This window comes from Caviibacterium pharyngocola (assembly GCF_002795405.1).
Taxonomy (GTDB): domain Bacteria; phylum Pseudomonadota; class Gammaproteobacteria; order Enterobacterales; family Pasteurellaceae; genus Caviibacterium; species Caviibacterium pharyngocola.
In genome coordinates this window covers 73078-91994 of sequence record NZ_PHGZ01000020.1, presented here as the reverse complement: position 1 = coordinate 91994, position 18917 = coordinate 73078, and the positions used below count along the sequence as shown (strand labels likewise).

Sequence of the window (18917 nt, the reverse complement as noted above, 5' to 3'; positions counted from 1 at the left end):
CCCGTCGAATTCGACGGGTTTAAAATTCGGATTATTCATCGTTTCCCACAATCCTAAATAAGCTATCGTATCTTTACTACGTAACCAGTTACGAATAACATCACAGTATATTTAGGGTTTCAATACTGTATAACGATTTTTGCGATCTGCATCGAAAAAATAACATTTCGTATCATTTCACTTTTAGCTAAATTGCCGTCAAAAACGCTATTATCCCTAATACAACCCCAGGTGAATTAGCGAAGATAATCGGCATATCTCGTTTTTCTTTGAATAGACCGTAACAAAACCACAAACAGCAATTAATCGCTGTTGCCAAAGGCTGAATTAATCCGCCTTTTACGCCGTTTAAATTCAAATTGATTTGCTCTAAATAAGAGACATACATACAAACGGCAGTAAAAGTCGCCAACCAACCCAAAATCGTCATAAAACGTTCATTCATCATTCTACATCCGTCCGATACACTCGTCCCATTTCTTCTTGCTTGCCGTTTTGCCAGTTGAGTTGGAAGGTGCATTTATCTGCTCGGGTAATGGAATGGGTGTATTCCAAAACTGTGTGTTCATCAAGATAAGCTGTGCGATGGATAAAGAACCCTGCCATTTGCGGACATTCAAGCAAACGGGTCATTTCTTCCGTTAAAACAATGGCTTCAATGGTTTCGTTTGCCGTTTTGACTTCAAGCTGAAAGATTTTTTCCAATACGTTGTAAAGCGAACGGTGTTCAAAATCCACGGTTTCAATGCTTGGGCAAAGGTAGTAAGGAATATAGCTGGTTTCCCAAATCATTGGCATATCATCAGCTTTACGGATACGCTCAAGTTTAAATACCTTGCGATTAAATTCAGGTAATTTCAGGATCTCGGCAAGTTCTTCATCAGCGGTGATAATTTCACTGCTTAAAACGATCGAACTCGGTTGATGCCCCAATGCTGTCATACTTTCGCTAAAATTGTACACTTGGTTGATGTTGCGCTGAATTTTTTCGCTGGCAATAAACGTCCCTTTGCCCCGAATTTTCTGCACAATACCTTTTTTATAAAGAGCGTCCATTGCTTGTCTGACAGTCGTTCGGCTGATATTGAGCAAATCACACAGTTCGTTTTCCGAGATCATTTTGTCGTTTTCTTGAAAAGTCCCCAACCGCACTTGTGCCGTAACGTAGTTTTCAATTTGGCGGTAAATCGGCAATTCACTTTGCAGATTTAATACAAAATGTTGCTTAAAGTGGTCATAAATGGAAGGCATTTTTATAATCTCGCTAAAAATTCCGGGGTAATTTCACCTAAATGGTTGAGCTGATAATCCGCCAACTGCCAATAGCCGTGATGGGCGACATCGGAATGGGGAACCACAATACAAGTCATTAGTGCGGATTTTACCGCCGTCATTCCCACTTTCGAGTCTTCCACACCGACACATTCTTTTGGCTTCAAACCTAATTGCTGACAGGCGTTTAAATAAACTTGCGGATGGGGCTTATTATATTCCAGCTCGTGAGCGGAAGAAATCACGTCAAAGAAATCTGCAATATCAAGGCTTTGCACAATGGCATCTAACATATAACGGGGTGATGCTGACGCAATCGCCATTCGGTAGCCTTTTGCTTTAAGCAAATTTAGGGTTTCTCGAACAAAGGGCATTATCGGTTTCGCCTTGATGATGTTATCAATAGCTTTTGCTAAAAATTGCTCGGAAATCACCGCTTGATCTGCTTTAATTTGGTATAACGCACAGGCTTTTTCCACAATCACCGGCACAGGCGAGCCAGTCCATTGCAACATATTTTCAAGGGTTACGGGAATGGCGTGAGCATTAAGCACTTCAATGCCTGTGGCTTGCCAAAGGGGTTCGGAATTAATCAATAATCCGTCCATATCAAAAATAAAGGCTTTTTTCATTTTGTGTTCCTTATTCGGTAAATAATGCGCTAAGTTCCTGCCAGCTATTGACATACAGGCTCTGCGGTTCAGGCAGTAAATTATCTTGATGATCGACCAACACCAACTGCGTAAAGCATTGATTGCGGTCGCAGGTGAAATCGTGGAATTGATTGAGAAATAGGTAATCCACTTGGTTATTGTGCAAGAATTGGCTGAGATCCGCTTTATTGTTGCAAAAGGTGATTTGCTCTACATTTATCCCCAACGCCTTAGCCTGTGCCAACTGATTGGATTGCACCAAAACCCGATAATTTTGCACTTCAAGCGATGTTAACAGGCTTTCAGCCTGAGCCAAAAATTGTATGTTATTCCCTTGAAGATCAGCAATGGCTTGAAGTTCAAATACAAAACGAAGATGTGTGTTCATCATATTTCTCCTAAGTTGTTTATTGGTTTGATTGTATGATACAACTATAAAAATAATAAAACAACTAAAAGAAGAAAATTTTATGAATAAAAATAAAAGTGCGGTTGGAAAAAACGGAGTAAATTTATCCCGGCTGTGCGACGATTTCCTTCTTATTTAAATTCCCTTTTCAACACCTGCAATAACTCTTCCAGCACTCGCCCACGCTGATAACTGCGTGAGACAATAGCGGCGATTGGCACAAACACATCGCTCTCTTCAAAGGCTAAATCGAGTTTCACTAATTCGCCTGATTGCAACGCCTTTCGTACCAACGGCTCGGGCAACATCGTCCAGCCCATCGCTTGCTTTGCCATTTCCAGTAAAATAGCGTGGCTGTTGGCGTAGGTAAATTGGGCGGTGATGCGGTCGCTAAACCACAATTCACGTTGTTCCATATCGCGAAAAACAAGTTGGCGGTGGGCTTTTAACTGCTCGCCACTAATCGATGTTGCGGCTTTTGCCAGTTCGTGTTGGGGCGAAACCACGGTGATAAAACGTTGATAGCCTAAGGTAAAGAAATCAAAGTCGTTTTTAAAATCACTGCTTAAATAAACCAACCCAATCTGCGCCTTGCCTTGCTTAATCATTGCTTCGGCTTCAAACGTTGAAGTGGTAAAGATATTCAAATTTGTGATAGGGTGCTTTTGGTTAAATTGATTGATTTGATACAGTAATTTATCGCCTAAAATACTCTCATCACACACAAGCGATAGCTCACTCTCTTCTTCACGCGATAAGGCTTCAATCTTTTGATCGAGCTGATTTTTCTGCGACATCATCGCTTGCACAAGCGGTAGCAACGCTTGCCCTGCGGGTGTGAGCACAGGCTTTTGCGCACTTCGGTCAAATAATTCCTGCCCGACATCAATTTCTAAATTCGCTATCGCCTGACTAATGCCCGATTGCACCCGCTTTAATTGACGAGCACTTGCCGAAAACGACCCCGTCTCACACACACTTAAAAAAATACGTAACTGTTCTAAACTATACATCGCACCACCTATCACAAATAATGATACATTCTAACTTTTTTCATTGCCTATCTCAAAGGATAATACGCCTGTTTTTACGATTTAACTTAATAGGAGCAAACAAAATGCAATTTAAAGAACGTATTTTTCACGCTGTATTATTTGAAGTGTTGGCGGTTTTATTGACCACGATTGGTATGGCAATTTTTACTAAACACGAAACTAGCGCCATTTTCGGCACGATAGTGGCGATTTCATTAACGGCTGTGGTTTGGAATTTTGTATTCAACTACTTCTTTGACAAAGTCTTTACCGGTGCAAGAGAAAAGCGTTCTATCAAGTTACGCACGGCACACACGGTTATTTTTGAACTTGGTTTATTAATTTTTACCATTCCATTGGTGGCGTATCTGCTGAATGTGGATTGGTGGACGGCATTTGTGATGGATATTGGTATGACTTTATTTATTATGGTTTATACCTTTGTGTTTAACTGGTGCTACGATCATTTGCGTTTACGATTTGTTGCGCCTGCAACGGCGTAGTGTGTGTTGATGGGTAAATAAGGAAAAAGAAAATGACAGATAACACAAATATCATTGCTAAATTGTTGCAACCTGTGGTATTGCCCAATGGGGTCAGCCTGCCGACTCCGCTGGCAATGGCACCAATGGAAATTATCTCATCTAAACCCGATGGCACAGCAAGCCAAACGGATATGGATTATTTTGCCTACCGTTCTGACGTAGCAGGTTTACTCATTAGTGGTGCAGCGTCAGTAAATTTAGTTGGGCGGATTAATCGTTACCAGCTCGGCATTCACGATGATAAATTTATCCCCAACCTGCAAAAACTGGTTCAGGCAGCACAGCAAGACGGCAATCGTTTCATTATCCAACTGCAACATTCAGGACGCTTGGCACAAGAAGGATTTGAACAAACAGGCGAATTACTTGCACCATCAAAGCCCGCCGCCGGACGAACTGGAGACCAAGCCCGTGCGATGACTGAAGAAGATATTGCCCAAACTATTCGCGATTTTGCCGAAGCCACTCGCCGAGCTATTGAAGCAGGTGCATCGGGTGTGGAAATTCAAGGGGCGAACCATTATTTATTGCACCAGTTTTTCTCTAAATTGAGCAATCAACGCGAAGATAAATGGGGTGGTTCGTTGTTTAATCGTATGGCGTTTGCTTTGGCAGTAACTAAGGCGGTAAAAAACGTGATTGCTGAACTTGCACCGCCTGATTTTATTTTGGGCTACCGCATTTCGCCTGAGGAAATTCACGGTAATCATATTGGTTTCACTTTTGACGAATGTTTGGAACTCATCAATCAAATTGCTGAAATCGGCGTAGATTACATTCATTTGTCGCTGGAAGAGTACGGCGGCAAAGATCCGTTTTCGCAACAGGTCAAGGAGCGTTTGGTGAGTAGAAGCAAATTGATGGTTGCTGCTGCCTTTACCGCAGAACAAGCCGCACAAGCCCTGCAACACGCCGATTTCATCGCATTGGGGCGTGCAACCTTGATTGAACCGAATTTCTACAAAAAAATTAAATCGGGCGAGATGGTTAAAATCGTAACAAGTTATATTGAAGATTACGCCAAACTTCCAGCAGATTTGATTAATTGGTTTAAACAAGCTAACAGTCCACTTCCACCATTGCCGAGGCTGTGAAATTCAACAAAGCCATTTTTTATTTATAAATTCTTACAAGCGGTCTGATCTTGCAAAAAATTGTTAAAATCTGACCGCTATATTCTCTTATTTCTTCAATTTTTTGGGTTCAGGCGGTAAGAAGTTTTCGCCAGTAACTACGGATTTTCCTGTTTTAGCTTCTAATTCTTCACGGGCATTTTTGGCGATTTTACCGCCTTGTTTGCCCGCATTGGCATTTCCTTGCACACCTTGGGCTTGTTGTACTTCCGCAATTTGTCGGGTAGATAATTCAGCTAGTGCGGTAAAAAGCAACTCGGCTTCGCTCATATGATCTCGCAAATTCTGGCTTTTTAACCCTTTCAAATCTTTATGCTTTTGCACCGAAAGCCCCGTCCACTCTTGATGAATAATGTTGGTTAAAGTGGCAAAATCTTTCGGGGTTTCTACACCGTTTTCTTTCCAATAATCCGTGAGTTTATTGCGAGTTTCTTGCCCCGTCATTCGCTGTTGGATCCACTTTTCGCTTCGCCCCATTTTCTGCCAATTTTCACGAGCACGATCAAGGCTTTGGCTCGGATCTTGAATTTCTTGTAAACGTTGATAACCCACTTGAGCCAGCCATTGTTTAAACGGCTCGGCTTTCGGGCTGGGAATGGATTGGATAAGGCGGAAAATATGTTCAACGTTCCCTGCTAATGTTTTTCGTTTTTTTCCGCTCTCTGTCATCATCGCTACCTGGGGACAATTTGTCCCTATGTAAGAATGTAGAGATTCATCTCTTTTACGGATTTTTTTCAGATAATCAGTCGGATTTGCAGAATCAGTTAAAATTGCAACCACATCAACTAAAGAAAAATACCAAGTTTCCGTTTCTTCATCATAATGGCTTCTCACAGAACGCTGTTCAAACAGTTTAATTTCTTCCATTTCCCATATTCTTTATAGTGTAAATATAAACAGTATTTTAAGATTAAAAAAAGAAACTTCAACAATGAAATGTGATTTTTTCGATCGACATCGAAAAAATAAAAAAGAACGATCGGATCTTGCAAAAAATATGTAAAATACAGCCGCTTTTTCTATGCCTTTAGAGCATAATTAACCATAAAAACAAAGTATTATTTATAAATTAAAAACCACTTTATAATGCCCCATCAACAAAACGGAGCAAACAATGAAACTTAAAACCACATTCAAAACCTTAACCGCAGCATTACTTTTAAGCACAACATTTTTGAGGGCAAACGCAATGGCAAATCCACAGACAACAGGCATTTCTTACCCGACAGGCTATGCAAACTGGTATCAAAGCGAGAACGTCAACATTCAAAAAGTGAAATTTAAAAACCCGTATGGCATTGAAATCGCAGGCAATCTTGTACTACCGAAAAACTACAAACAAGGCGATAAATTACAAGCAATCATCATCGGACACCCGATGGGTGCAGTGAAAGAGCAGTCTTCAATGCTTTATGCACAAGTGTTAGCGGAGCAAGGCAATTTCGCCACGCTTGCCATTGATATGCCTTTCTGGGGTGAAAGTGGCGGTAGCCCACGTCAAGCGGTTGAACCGACAATGTTTGAAGATGCGTTTAGCTCAGCGGTGGATTATTTAAGCACTCGCCCTGAAATCGACAAAAACAAAATTGGCGTGTTGGGCATTTGTGCTAGTGGCGGTTACGGTTTGTCGGCAATGAAAATCGACCCACGCATTAAAGCAATGGCAACCACAGCGATGGTGGATATGGGCACAGCTTCGCGTGTGATGAACATTAAACCTGAAGATATGGTCGCTGGAATGGCGCAGCGTGAAGTGGAATTTGCAGGCGGAAAACCCGCTTACACTGGCGGTACAATCACCGAATTGACGGCAGACACCAACCCAATGCAAAAAGAATTTTACGATTTCTACCGCACTTCTCGTGGTGAATATACCCCTGAAGGTGCAGATAAAAGTCACACTACAATGCCATTATTAAGCCAAAATCCGAAGCTGATTAACTTCTATCCGTTTAACGATTTGGATAAAGTAAACCGCCCATTACTCTTTATCACAGGCGATGTGGCAATCTCTCGTGGGTTCTCGGAAGAGGCGTACAAATTGGCGAGTGAACCGAAAGAACTGTATTTAGTGGAAGGCGCAAGCCATACGGATATGTATGATAATGCGGATAAAATCCCGTTTGCGAAATTGGAAGAATTTTTTAAGGCGAATTTGAAATAAGAGAATTTTTATCTTAGCACGGCAAATCCACCGACTAATCATTAACCGATTGCGACCAAAGGTCGCTGTCGGAAAATTCATTCGGTTTCTTTTTCAATTTTTCTGACATCATTCATCACTTTGGCAAAATCAATGGCTTTCTTTTGCGTGATGACGGGTTGCCCTGTTTGCTGCTCAATTTCTTTTCGTGCATTACCAGCCACTGCACCACCACATTTTAAACGGCTCGGCTTTCGGGCTAGGAATAGATTGAATAATACGGAAAATGCCTTGCATTGTTGCTGCTTGAATTTTACGTTTTTTTCCATCTTGAGCTATCATTTCAACAGGGGTACAAATTGTACCCCACTTCAAATTTAGTTCATTATCTCGACTTCGCATTTTTTTTATATATTGTTTTGGATCGGCGCTTTCCGTCAGAACCGCGACAATATCAATAATGCTAAAGAACCATTCTTCCTGTTCATTATCCCAAACAGAACGAATTTGTTGATTTTCAAAAAGTTGAATATGGTTGTTCATTATTCCCTCCTAAAATAAATAACTGTAATTTTATACAGGTAAATTTGAGATACAAGACAGCATTACTATTTTTGCGATCTTCGTCGAAAAAATAAAAAAGTGATCTGCTCCCCAAAATTTGGACAGATAATTTAGATTAAATATTGAGCTCTGTAATTTGTAGGGTTCAAATTTTTTTAAGCTTAATTTTATTCGCTATCATTTAAGGCGATTGTTATTGGTTACACTGTCGGTCAAAGACAACAGCATTTCACCTTAATTTTTCGCTCAAGATCGCAAAAAATCCGGAAAAAACCACCGCACTTTTTCCGGATTAAATCGGTAGCCCTCGTTTTGCCACGATTTCTTTCATTACTAATGTTGAATTCATTCGATGTACGTTCGGTAATTTAGAAAGAGTTTTATCATAAAGTTGTTGAAATGCATCGAGATTTTCGGTGGTGATGTGTAACATATAATCCGTATCGCCGAACAATCGCTGCGCTTGGGTGATTTGCGGGATATCGGCAAGGGCATTTTCAAAGCGATCGATGTGTTCGCTTATTACGTCTTTCAATACCACAAACACAATGGCGGAAAAATGAAAACCGGCGAGTTCCGGTGAAATTTCCGCTCGATAACCGCTAATCACACCGGATTGTTCCAATAATTTCACGCGTCTTTGGCAAGGTGAAAGGCTGATTCCCACCTTTTCGCAAAGCTCGGTGAGAGAAATTCGCCCGTTCTTTTGTAATTCGGCAATAATTTTCTTATCTATCTTATCCATTTGAAATAATCTTCCAATTATTGAGTTATCTTTGATAAATATCGCAAATTCATTTCAACACGAATCCACTACAATAATCAACAGAAAGTGCGGTTATTTTTGGAGAAAATATGAACGAAAGTTTGATTATCGGATTTTGGTTATTGTCATTATCTTTAACCGTTACGCCGGGGGCGGATTGGGCGTATGTGATGTCGGCGGGCATTGCGCGGCGGATTTTGCCCGCCTTGTTCGGAATGTTGTTGGGCTATTTAATTGTGATTGTTGCGGTAATGTTCGGCGTGGGTGCGGCGGTGGCGTCTTCGCCGGTCTTGCTTTCATCGTTTACTTTTATTGGCGCGTTTTATCTGCTTTGGCTCGGCGTGCAAGTCTTTCGCCAATCCGCGACGTTACAGTCCTCCGCCGCCGCGCAAAATGCTCTGTCCCGTTGGATCGCCAAAGGCATTGCCGTGAGCGGATTAAATCCCAAGGTATTATTAATGTTCATCGCGCTTATTCCACCGTTTTTAACACCGCAAACCGGCGTTAGTCTGCCGCTACAAATTTTCTTGCTCGGTTCGCTTCATTTGGCGAATTGTGCGTTGATTTACCCGTTTGTCGGGCTTGGTGTGGGCAAATTGGTGCAAAAACATCCCGCTTGCGCCGATTATATTCGCCGTTTTTCAGGCATTGCGATGGTGACGTTGGCGGTAATGTTGGTTGTGGAACAGTTACAGTAAGTATTAGACAGGATAAAAATAATTAAAAACCACCGCACTTCCGGCATAAAAGTGCGGTGGTTTTTTTGAAAGAAATTATTCTTTCGGTAAGCGTTTGATTGAATAGAGCAAGCCACCCCAAATAATCACTAACGCAATAACCATCATAACGATTGCAATAGAACTCATTTTATTCTCCTTTTTTAACGGCTAATTCTTCGTCTTTCCATTTTAAACGGGAAAGGAGGAAGGAGACGACAAGTAAGGCGACGGACATTCCCCAGCCGAAGGTATTAACGAACCAGCTCGGGTAGCCTTCGTAGCCTTCGGAGAACACTTTCGCCCCTTCGCTGAATAGCATAAATGCTAAGATACCGGTGGTTAATACGATGCATAAGCGCCAGAAGAAACCGACTTTAAACGAAGAAGTTTCGTTTAAGTGATCGCCCAAAATGCCGAGTTTTTCGTTGGCGACGATGGCGATTAAGGAAACGAACGCAACGGCGACGATACCGAAATAGTTGACGAATTTATCCAACACGTCAAGCATCGGTAAACCTGTGGTGGTGCCGAATAACAATACTGAAACGAACATCATCGGGATACCGACCACGAAAGTTGCCTTCACGCGGCGCATTCTTAATTTATCTTGTACCGCGGAAATAATAACTTCGATTACCGAGATAAATGATGTTAATGCGGCGAAGGTTAAAGAACCGAAGAATAATACGCCGAGCACTTGACCGAACGGTGCTTCGTTAATAATGGTCGGGAAGGCGAAGAATGCCAAGCCGATACCGCCTTTCGCTACTTCGCTTACTTCTTGACCGGCTGCCGTCGCCATAAAACCGAGGGCGGCAAACACACCGATACCGGCTAATAATTCGAAACTACTGTTAGCAAAACCGACCACTAAGCCGCTGCCGGTTAAATCCGAATCTTTTTTCAAATAAGAGGCGTAGGTGATCATAATGCCGAAACAAATGGAAAGTGAGAAGAAAATTTGTCCGTATGCGGCGATCCAAACGCTTGGGCTGGAAAGTTTCGACCAATCCGGCGTAAATAATGCGTCTAAACCTTTTGCTGCGCCCGGTAAGAATAAGGCGGAAACCACCAAAATAATAAACATCACCACTAAAATCGGCATTAAAATACCGGAGGATTTAGCAATCCCTTTTTGTATGCCGAGCGCCAATACGCCGAGCGCTACCAGCCAAACGGCAATCAATGGGCCCGTAATCATTCCGACGAATTCAAAGCTGACGCCTTGAGTAATATCACCCATTTTCAAAAATTCGCCGATAAAGAAGTCGATTGGTTTATCACCCCACGCGGTGTTAAATGAGAAATAGGTGTAGCTTGCCGCCCAACCGAGCACCACGGCGTAATAAATCCCGATGATGACATTCACCATCACTTGCCACCAGCCGAAGGTTTCAAAGTGTGGGCTGAAACGACGATAAGACAACGGCGCGCCGCCGCGATGGCGATGTCCGATGGCGTAATCTAAAAATAAAAGCGGAATCCCTGCGGTAAGAAGCGCGATAAGATAAGGAATAATAAATGCGCCGCCGCCGTTTTCATATGTTGTATAAGGGAAACGCCAAATATTTCCCAAGCCGACTGCAGAACCGATTGCGGCGATAATAAATGCGCGACGTCCGGAGAACGTTTCGCGTTTAGCCGTTGATTGTGCCATAGTAATAACCTTTAGTAGAACGTTAAATAAATGTAAAGGTCTAAAAATATAGCGCGCAAAACGTTTTCCCGTCAATAGATAAAAATATCAAATTTATAAAAAATAACTCACTTTTACAGGATAAAAGTAAAAATTTTTAGTTTTTTATTCTACTAAAATTATTAAATTTAGTAAGATAATTTAATTAATCGTTTTGCTTAATTTTTATCGCTAAAAAACAAGGGAAATTGCCGAATAAAAAGCTAAGAATAAAAAAATGACGGATTGTTAAAAATTATCCGTCATTTTGTCGTTATTTTCGCCGAAATTGCAATAAATTTAACCGCACTTTCATCAAATATCTACCTTATGGTTGAAACCCCGCCATTTATGGCGGATAATTTAATTGGAAGAGGCGTAACCTCTTCCAATTCAGGGCAACACATAGGGCCTCGCTCTTGTGAGGCTCTGTGTGTTGAAACATTAAAGCCCGTTTAATAAGGGAGCGACATCCGGCATTACGCCGCGCCAAAGATAAAACGAATGTGCCGCCTGACCGACTAACATTCCGAAACCGTCGCAGGTTTGCGCTACGCCGAGGCGTTTGCACAATGCGATGAACGGCGTATCGGTATCTTTAGCGTATTGCATATCATAGACTGCGCCGGCTTGTTGCAAAATGCGCTCGTCCAGATCGACGGTTTTACCTTGTAAGCCCAAAGAGGTGGCATTGATAATTAAATCGAATTTTTGTTGTGGAACGGCTGAAATTTCCACCGCGCGCAATTTGCCGTAAGGCGCGAATTTCTCCGCCAACTCTTGCGCTTTACTCAAAGTGCGGTTGGCAATAGTGATGTTTTGCTGCGCTTGCAACAAGGGCAATAACACGCCTTTGGTTGCCCCGCCCGCGCCTAAGATCAATACGGATTGCTGCGGTTTTAACCAATTTAATCGCTGTAAATCGCTGACTAATCCTGCGCCGTCGGTGTTATCCGCATACAACGAGCCGTCGTCCAAGCGTTTTAATGTGTTACAGGCTTCTGCGCTTAAACAGCGTTCGCTGTGCGCGTCCGCCAAGCGAAACGCGCGTTCTTTAAATGGCGCGGTGATGTTGCAGCCTTTGGCGCCGGCGGCAAAAAAATCGCGTAATTGTTGTTCGAAATTTTGCTCGTCGCCCAACATAGCGACATAATCCAATGTCTGCCCGCATTGTTCGGCGAAACGGCGATGAATGAGCGGAGATTTGCTTTGCGCAATCGGGTTGCCCCACACGGCATATTGATCCATTTTTAATTAACCTTGTCTAAATAATTGATTTGTCAACAAATCGCGAATTTCCGACGGATTGACGGCGTTGCCCACCGCCATATCCAACACCGGAAAATGTTCGCCGAATTGTGACCGCACTTCTTGCGCAGAACGGCAAGGCGGCTGACCGCTAAGATTGGCGCTGGTTGACGTGAGCGCCAATCCGCTTTGTTCGCACAACATTTTAACCGCCTCGTGCCGACACAGCCGAATCGCAATGCTGTCAAAACGTCCGGTTAAAAATCGCGGCGTATCCGGATGCGCGGGAACCACCCAAGTGGTTGGGCGCGCGTATTCGGCGTTTAATCGTTGCCATTGTGCGTCGTTCAGCTTTTCCGCATCGATAAACGGACGCAGATAAGTCAAATCCGGCGCCACCAAAATCAGCCCTTTTTCTATCGGGCGTTGTTTTAAATCGAGTAATTTTCGCACCGCACTTTCACTTCGCGGATCGCATCCTAAACCGAAAACCGCTTCGGTCGGATAGGCAATCACTTGCTGTTGTTGAAGTTGTGCGACAAGTTGTTGAAGATTCATTGTTCGGTTTCAAATAAATGACGACAGGTTTTATTCGCGCACTGCCAAGTGCGGTGCGTTTCCGTCGTTTTTTTCAGCATACAAACCTGCCCGCCGCATTGCGGACAATCCACGGAATAAGGCTTGCTCGGTAAAGTAAATTTGCATTTCGGGAAACGATCGCAAGCATAAAACGGTTTACCTTGTCTGCCGCGCCGCGCAACCAAATGCCCGCGTTGACATTCCGGACAGCTCAACGCCACCTCGGATTCTTGCTCGCTTTGCGCCTCATTTTCTTGTTCATCGGGACGCACGCTGAAACGGCAATTCGGATAATCGCTACAGCCGATAAACATTCCGTAATGCCCTTGTTTTAATTGCAAAAAATGACCGCACTTCGGACAATGCTGTTCAAGATCTTTCAATACTTTCGGTTCGATTTGCGGCCCTAAGGGTTTTAAATAAGTGCAATCGGGATAATTGGAACAGCCTAAAAACAGTCCTTTCTTGCCGCGTTTAATCTGCAATATTCCCTGACATTGCGGGCAACGTTCGTCGTGTTTGGTCGGTTGAAAAAGGCTGTCGCTCATAATCGTTCCTGAAAAATAATTCGCCTTGAGATTAACAACAAACGCGTGATTTTACAATAAATTCACGCCCGCTCGGCGCAATAATTGCGCGCACTCGAAAATCGGCAAGCCCATTACGCCGGTGAAACTACCTTCAATATGTTCGATAAAAATCCCGCCCAAGCCTTGAATACCGTAAGCGCCGGCTTTATCCAGCGGCTCGCTGCTGCGAATATAACCGTCGATTTCCGCCTCCGTTAAGGCACGAAACCGCACCTGACTGATATTCAAATCGCTCAGCAGTTGATTTTCATAAGATAAACAAAGGGCGGTCAAAACTTGGTGCGTGCTAGCGGAAAGTTGTCGCAACATTGCTTTCGCGTGCGCCGCATCGCGCGGTTTGCCGAGAATTTGCCCGTTCGACACCACAATCGTATCGGCGGACAGCACGGGCAAGTGCGGTGCGTTTCCGCGCTGTTTTTGCCACAACGTGCGCGCCGCCTGATTTTTCTCGCGCGCCATTCGTTGCACATAATGCTGCGGCGTCTCCATCGGCGACGGCGTTTCGTCGATTTCCGCGGCGAACACCTCGATTTGCAAACCGAGTTGTTGTAAAAGCTGCAAACGGCGCGGGCTACCGGAGGCAAGATAAAGTTGAGTATTTTGCATAATATTCGTGTTTAAATCGGTTGAATCGGATAAATTTAGTTTATACTTAATCGCTCGAAGAAGGAATGATTATGCTTGAATTTACCCAAGATCAATTACTCGGCGCGGTGCTGTTTTTCGGTGTGCTGTGCCTGATTTTACTTGCCGTCGCCGTGCAACGTAAACGCGATGTGACGCAATTACGTCAAGAATTGAATAAAAATATCAATGATTTCAATCAATTATTAAATAAACACGAAACCTTGTCCGCGGCGAAACAACAAACGGATCAAATCGCCGTGCGCGCGCAAACCCACGCCGAAGGTTTGCAAATTCGCTTAGCGGAACGCGATGAAAAAATTCTCTATTTACAAAAAGAATTTGATGAATCCCAAGCGCGCAACGAAACCGTGGCAGCGCATATCACCGCGTTGAAAGAACGGTTCGGGATCGCCTCGGCGCAGGCGGAAAGTTTGCAAACTCAGCTGGAACAAAGCCGTCAAGCAATGTTGCGCAAAGAACGAGAATTGGCGGATTTAAGCGAAAAACATACCGCACTTTCGCAAGAATTTACCGAGCTGAAAACCGGTTTGGCGGAAAGAGAAAAGCATTTTCTTGAGCAGCAGCAACATTTTCAACAAACCAAACAACAAATGAGCATGGAATTCCAAAATCTGGCAAACCGGATTTTGGAGGAAAAAACCGAGCGTTTCAATCAAACCAATCAAACTGCGTTGAACACTTTACTTAAGCCTTTCCGCGAGCAAATCGAAGGTTTTCAAAAACGGGTGAACGAAATTCATTCCGAATCCTTAAAAGGCAATGCGGGCTTAGAAGCGGAAATCAAAAAGGTGCTGGATATCGGTTTAACGATGTCAAAAGAGGCGAATAATCTGACTTCCGCATTAAAAGGCGAGAAAAAAACGTTGGGCAACTGGGGTGAGGTGCAACTGGAAGGCGCGCTGCAATCCGCCGGCTTGCTGGAAAATACGCATTACACGGCGCAAGCGCATTTTAAAGATCAACAGGGAAAACATAATTATCCGGATTTCGTGCTGCACTTGCCTGATAACAAACATTTGATTATCGACAGCAAAATGTCGCTGGTTGCTTATGAAAGTGCGGTCAATTCCGAGGACGAAAATGCAAAACAAAGCTTTTTGCGCGAACACGTCAAGGCGTTAAGAAATCATATCGACGATTTGGCACGCAAAGATTACAGCAATTTGATCGGAATGCGCAGCCCGAATTTCGTGTTGATGTTCGTCGCGGTGGAACCGGCTTATATCGAAGCGATGAAACTGGACGGCGGGCTGTTTAATTACGGCTATGAAAAGAACGTGATTTTAGTGTCGCACACCACTTTAATGCCGATTTTACGCACCGTGGCGAATTTATGGCGTATCGAACGCGGCAATGCGGAAGCGAAGGAAATTGCCGAAAAATCCGGCGAAATTTATAACCAAATCTGTTTGGTGGCGGAACGTTTGAATAAATTGGGCGGCGCGCTTGCCGGCGTGAGTAACCATTATAACAGCACGGTGACGGCGCTGACCGGACAGCAAGGTTTAATCGGAAAAGTCGAGCGCTTTAAGGATTTATCCGCCAAAGCCAACAAAATAATGCCGACGGTGGAATTATTGAACAACGATTTTCACACGGAAAAATTAGTCGCGTTGAAAGCCGAATCGCAAAATGAGGTTAAATCAGTGTAAAATTCGTTGAAATTCGGTTAAAAAACAGGTAATTTTCTCAACCTTATTATTAGCTTAGTTTTGGAAAAAAATGGAACACACACCTTCTTCAGCATTACAAACGAAAAAGCGCCGAGCGCCTTCGTTGTTCAGCCATATTATTTTTGCCAGCCGTTGGTTGCAGCTGCCGATTTATTTGGGTTTAATCGTGGTGCAAGGCATTTATGCCTATAAATTTATGAAATCCCTTTGGCAATTAATCGTCGATCTGCCGGTTTTGGATTCCAATGCCATTATGTTGGCGGTGTTAAATTTGATCGATGTGGTGATGATTGCCAATTTGCTGGTGATGGTGATTGTCGGCGGTTATGAGATTTTCGTGTCGAAACTGAACACCGAAGGTCATCCGGACGAACCGGAATGGTTAAGTCACGTTAACGCTTCAGTGCTGAAAGTGAAATTATCAATGTCGATTATCAGCATTTCGTCGATCCATATGCTACAAACTTTCGTCAATGCCGCCAATATGCCGGAAAAAACAATGATGTGGCAACTGTTTTTGCATTTAGGTTTCTTGGTTTCCGCGATTGCAATGGCTTATACGGATAAAATTTTATATAGCACCAGCCATAAAAGTCATTAATTGTAAAAAAAAGCATAACGCTCAAATCGTTATGCTTTTTTCTTATCTCTATTTACCCTTACAACATTTTCTTCAGTTGATATAAATACGCCAATGCTTGTTTCGGCGTCATTTCATCGGGATCCAATTTTTCCAGCATTTCTAACAACGCTTGGCGGTTGTCATCTTCTTCCATTAATGCCAGTTCGCCTTGCGATTGGGTTAAAAGTGCGGTCATTTCCGCGTGAGTTTGTTTGCCGGACAATTTTTCCAGCTGTTTGAGCTTTTGTTTCGCCGATTTAATCACCGTTTGTGGTACGCCGGCGAGGGCGGCGACGGCTAAACCGTAACTTTTGCTCGCAGCGCCTTCTTGCACAGAGTGCATAAAAGCGATGGTGTCTTGGTGTTCAAGGGCATCCAAATGAACATTGACCACGCCGTCGATTTGTTCGGGCAAGACAGTTAATTCAAAATAATGGGTAGCGAATAAGGTAAGCGAGCGTAGCTGTTTCGCCAGTTGTTCGGCGCAGGCCCAAGCTAGTGATAAGCCGTCGTAAGTGGAGGTGCCTCGCCCGATTTCATCAATCAACACTAAACTATTTTGCGTGGCTTGATGCAAAATATTCGCCATTTCCGTCATTTCCACCATAAAGGTCGAGCGACCGGACGCCAAGTCATCGGAAGCGCCGATTCGGGTGAAAATACGATCAATCGGCCCGATCGTCGCTTGCTCCGCCGGCACGAAACTGCCGATGTACGCCATTAACGTAATTAGCGCGGTTTGGCGCATATAGGTGCTTTTACCGCCCATATTCGGGCCGGTGATGATCAACAAACGGCGCTGCGGCGAAAGCTCGGTCGGATTGGCGATAAAAGGCTCTTTCAGTACTTGTTCTACCACCGGATGCCGACCGTTTCGAATCGATACGCCGATTTTTTCGACAAATTGCGGTTGAACATAATTTAAGCTGTCCGCGCGTTCCGCCAAATTCACCAAAACGTCCAACTCCGCCAAACTCATCGCGGCGGCTTGCAATGCACCTAAGTGCGGTAATAATTGGTCGAAAATTTCTTCATAGAGCTGTTTTTCCAATGCTAAGGACGCGCCCTTGGATTTCAGCACCTTGTCCTCGTAAGTTTTCAGCTCGGGAATAATATAGCGTTCCGCATTTTTCAAGGTTTGGCGACGAACATAATGAATCGGTGCTTTGTGCGCTTGCCCTTGGCTAATTTGAATGTAATAACCGTGCACGGCGTTAAAGCCGATTTTCAGGGTATCAATGCCGGTGCTTTCGCGTTCACGCTGCTCCAGATCTTCCAAATAACGCGTGGCGCCGTCGGATAAGCTGCGCCATTCGTCCAGTTCGGCATTATAGCCCGGCGCAATCACGCCGCCGTCGCGAATTAGTAACGGCGGATTATCAATAATCGCCCGTTGTAATAAATCAAATTGCGGCGAAAAATCTGCGATTTGACGGGAAAGTGCGGTTAAATTTTCGCAACTTTCCGTTTGTAACACTTGTTGGATAAAAGGAATTTGTGCTAACGCAGTGCGCAAACGGGTGAGATCGCGCGGTCGGGCGGAACATAACGCTACGCGCGCTAAAATGCGTTCCATATCACCGACTTGTTGAAGATAAGGCTGTAATTCGCCAATCAAATCTTGTTGCAACACTTCACTAATAGCCTGTTGGCGACGACGCAATTTTGTAATATCGCGAATCGGCTGATGAATCCAACGTTTTAACAAGCGACTGCCCATCGGCGTCACGCAGTGATCCAAAATTGCCGCCAGCGTATTTTCCGTGCCGCCGGCAAGATTTTGCGTGAGTTCCAAATTACGCCGCGTGGCGGCATCTAATTGCACATTGTCCGAACTTTGCAACAAGGCAATACTTTGAATATGCGGCAATGCGGTGCGCTGGGTTTCTTTGGCATAATGCAATAAACAACCGGCGGCGCATAGCCCTAGCACGGCTTTTTCCACGCCGAAACCGCGCAAATCTTGCGTACCGAATTGGCGGTTAAGTAATTGAATCGCCGTTTTTAACTCGAATTCCCAAATCGGACGACGACGCAAGCCCTTCGCATTTTCGATTAAACCGAGATCGCGAAAATCCTCGCAATATAACAATTCGACCGGTTGAATACGTTGTAATTCCGCATAGAGTTGCGCACCGCTTTCCGGCTCGCTCAACTGAAATCGTCCGGAAGTCATATCCAACATTGCCAAACCGAAACGCTCTTTCTCTTGATATACCGCTGCGATCAAATTGTCTTGCCGTTCCGGTAATAGGGCTTCATCACTGACCGTACCCGGCGTCACAACACGCACGATTTGACGCTCCACCGGCCCTTTTGCCGTCGCAGGATCGCCGATTTGCTCACAAATCGCCGCACTTTCGCCTAATTGAACCAACTTCGCCAAATAGCCTTCCACCGCGTGATAAGGCACACCCGCCATCGGAATCGGCTGCCCTGCGGACTGCCCGCGTTTGGTCAACGAAATATCCAACAACGCCGCCGCTTTCTTAGCATCGTCATAAAAAAGCTCGTAAAAATCACCCATCCGATAAAATAACAGAATGTCGGGATTTTCCGCTTTTAAGCGCAGATATTGTTGCATCATTGGGGTGTGTTGTATTAAATTTTCCATATTTATCACTGTTCTAATTATTTTATC

At 44.0% G+C, this 18917-nt stretch carries 22 protein-coding genes; 6 read left to right on the top strand and 16 right to left on the bottom strand.

The window, feature by feature from the left end:
* Positions 1 to 187: 187 nt before the first annotated feature.
* From CVP04_RS09090 to CVP04_RS09070, 5 genes are all read right to left on the bottom strand, one after another.
* Positions 188 to 448 (bottom strand): SemiSWEET family transporter, encoded by a 261-nt coding sequence (locus CVP04_RS09090; RefSeq protein ID WP_100297194.1) that lies wholly within the window; start codon positions 446 to 448, stop codon positions 188 to 190.
* Positions 445 to 1251 carry a GntR family transcriptional regulator gene (locus tag CVP04_RS09085; protein WP_100297193.1) on the bottom strand — a complete coding sequence of 269 codons (807 nt, stop codon included), beginning with the start codon at positions 1249 to 1251 and terminating at the stop codon, positions 445 to 447. Before CVP04_RS09085 ends, CVP04_RS09090 begins: the two co-directional genes overlap by 4 nt.
* A gap of 2 nt (positions 1252 to 1253) precedes the next feature.
* Entirely contained in the window at positions 1254 to 1904 is a 651-nt protein-coding gene (gene hxpB, locus CVP04_RS09080) for a hexitol phosphatase HxpB (protein ID WP_100297192.1), read from the bottom strand.
* Positions 1905 to 1914: 10 nt separating this feature from the next.
* On the bottom strand, positions 1915 to 2316 hold the full coding sequence (locus tag CVP04_RS09075; RefSeq protein ID WP_133118483.1) for a hypothetical protein: 402 nt from the start codon (positions 2314 to 2316) through the stop codon (positions 1915 to 1917).
* A gap of 149 nt (positions 2317 to 2465) precedes the next feature.
* Entirely contained in the window at positions 2466 to 3347 is an 882-nt protein-coding gene (locus tag CVP04_RS09070) for a LysR family transcriptional regulator (protein WP_100297190.1), read from the bottom strand.
* Positions 3348 to 3451: 104 nt separating this feature from the next.
* On the opposite strand from CVP04_RS09070, the gene CVP04_RS09065 reads away from it, so the two are divergent.
* Both CVP04_RS09065 and CVP04_RS09060 read left to right on the top strand, forming a co-directional pair.
* Positions 3452 to 3871: a PACE efflux transporter gene (locus CVP04_RS09065; RefSeq protein WP_100297189.1), complete on the top strand. Its 420-nt coding sequence runs from the start codon at positions 3452 to 3454 to the stop codon at positions 3869 to 3871.
* Positions 3872 to 3903: 32 nt separating this feature from the next.
* Positions 3904 to 5007, top strand: coding sequence for an oxidoreductase (locus CVP04_RS09060; protein ID WP_100297188.1), 1104 nt, complete (start codon positions 3904 to 3906; stop codon positions 5005 to 5007).
* Between the two features lie 87 nt (positions 5008 to 5094).
* Here CVP04_RS09060 and CVP04_RS09055 read toward each other — a convergent pair whose 3' ends face one another.
* A complete protein-coding gene (locus CVP04_RS09055) occupies positions 5095 to 5916 on the bottom strand; it encodes a BRO family protein (protein WP_100297187.1) in 822 nt (273 codons plus the stop codon).
* Positions 5917 to 6163: 247 nt separating this feature from the next.
* Here CVP04_RS09055 and CVP04_RS09050 point away from each other — a divergent pair, with 247 nt between their 5' ends.
* Complete coding sequence (locus CVP04_RS09050) at positions 6164 to 7213, top strand: alpha/beta hydrolase (protein WP_133118482.1); 1050 nt, start codon at positions 6164 to 6166, stop codon at positions 7211 to 7213.
* A 77-nt stretch (positions 7214 to 7290) separates the two neighbouring features.
* Here the strand turns inward: CVP04_RS09050 and CVP04_RS12440 are convergent, their stop codons facing one another.
* The 3 genes from CVP04_RS12440 to CVP04_RS09040 all read right to left on the bottom strand — a co-directional run bounded on the left by CVP04_RS12440 (position 7291) and on the right by CVP04_RS09040 (position 8501).
* Positions 7291 to 7416, bottom strand: a complete 126-nt coding sequence (locus tag CVP04_RS12440; protein WP_279324768.1) for a hypothetical protein — start codon at positions 7414 to 7416, stop codon at positions 7291 to 7293.
* Positions 7406 to 7735 (bottom strand): BRO-N domain-containing protein, encoded by a 330-nt coding sequence (locus tag CVP04_RS09045; protein WP_100297186.1) that lies wholly within the window; start codon positions 7733 to 7735, stop codon positions 7406 to 7408. The genes CVP04_RS12440 and CVP04_RS09045 overlap by 11 nt, the downstream gene beginning before the upstream one ends.
* A 313-nt stretch (positions 7736 to 8048) precedes the next feature.
* Complete coding sequence (locus CVP04_RS09040) at positions 8049 to 8501, bottom strand: Lrp/AsnC family transcriptional regulator (RefSeq protein WP_100297185.1); 453 nt, start codon at positions 8499 to 8501, stop codon at positions 8049 to 8051.
* Positions 8502 to 8611: 110 nt separating this feature from the next.
* Between CVP04_RS09040 and CVP04_RS09035 the strand changes: the two genes are divergently transcribed.
* A complete protein-coding gene (locus CVP04_RS09035; RefSeq protein ID WP_100297184.1) occupies positions 8612 to 9220 on the top strand; it encodes a LysE family translocator in 609 nt (202 codons plus the stop codon).
* A gap of 75 nt (positions 9221 to 9295) precedes the next feature.
* Here the strand turns inward: CVP04_RS09035 and CVP04_RS09030 are convergent, their stop codons facing one another.
* The 6 genes from CVP04_RS09030 to CVP04_RS09005 form a co-directional block, all read right to left on the bottom strand.
* Positions 9296 to 9388, bottom strand: a complete 93-nt coding sequence (locus tag CVP04_RS09030; RefSeq protein WP_100297183.1) for a methionine/alanine import family NSS transporter small subunit — start codon at positions 9386 to 9388, stop codon at positions 9296 to 9298.
* A 1-nt stretch (position 9389) separates the two neighbouring features.
* Positions 9390 to 10898 (bottom strand): sodium-dependent transporter, encoded by a 1509-nt coding sequence (locus tag CVP04_RS09025; RefSeq protein WP_100297182.1) that lies wholly within the window; start codon positions 10896 to 10898, stop codon positions 9390 to 9392.
* A 462-nt stretch (positions 10899 to 11360) separates the two neighbouring features.
* A complete protein-coding gene (aroE, locus tag CVP04_RS09020) occupies positions 11361 to 12164 on the bottom strand; it encodes a shikimate dehydrogenase (RefSeq protein ID WP_100297181.1) in 804 nt (267 codons plus the stop codon).
* Positions 12165 to 12170: 6 nt separating this feature from the next.
* The gene (gene tsaC / locus CVP04_RS09015) at positions 12171 to 12722 is read right to left on the bottom strand and encodes an L-threonylcarbamoyladenylate synthase type 1 TsaC (protein WP_100297180.1); all 552 of its coding nucleotides are present in this window, start codon (positions 12720 to 12722) and stop codon (positions 12171 to 12173) included.
* Positions 12719 to 13291: a DNA topoisomerase family protein gene (locus CVP04_RS09010; protein ID WP_100297179.1), complete on the bottom strand. Its 573-nt coding sequence runs from the start codon at positions 13289 to 13291 to the stop codon at positions 12719 to 12721. The genes tsaC and CVP04_RS09010 overlap by 4 nt, the downstream gene beginning before the upstream one ends.
* A 51-nt stretch (positions 13292 to 13342) precedes the next feature.
* Entirely contained in the window at positions 13343 to 13939 is a 597-nt protein-coding gene (locus CVP04_RS09005) for a Maf family protein (RefSeq protein ID WP_100297178.1), read from the bottom strand.
* A gap of 65 nt (positions 13940 to 14004) precedes the next feature.
* Here CVP04_RS09005 and CVP04_RS09000 point away from each other — a divergent pair, with 65 nt between their 5' ends.
* Together CVP04_RS09000 and CVP04_RS08995 are read left to right on the top strand one after the other, a co-directional pair.
* Positions 14005 to 15633: a DNA recombination protein RmuC gene (locus CVP04_RS09000; protein ID WP_100297177.1), complete on the top strand. Its 1629-nt coding sequence runs from the start codon at positions 14005 to 14007 to the stop codon at positions 15631 to 15633.
* A 70-nt stretch (positions 15634 to 15703) separates the two neighbouring features.
* Positions 15704 to 16255, top strand: coding sequence for a TIGR00645 family protein (locus CVP04_RS08995; RefSeq protein WP_100297176.1), 552 nt, complete (start codon positions 15704 to 15706; stop codon positions 16253 to 16255).
* A gap of 58 nt (positions 16256 to 16313) precedes the next feature.
* Here CVP04_RS08995 and mutS read toward each other — a convergent pair whose 3' ends face one another.
* Positions 16314 to 18890: a DNA mismatch repair protein MutS gene (gene mutS / locus CVP04_RS08990; protein WP_100297175.1), complete on the bottom strand. Its 2577-nt coding sequence runs from the start codon at positions 18888 to 18890 to the stop codon at positions 16314 to 16316.
* Between the last annotated feature and the right edge of the window lie 27 nt (positions 18891 to 18917).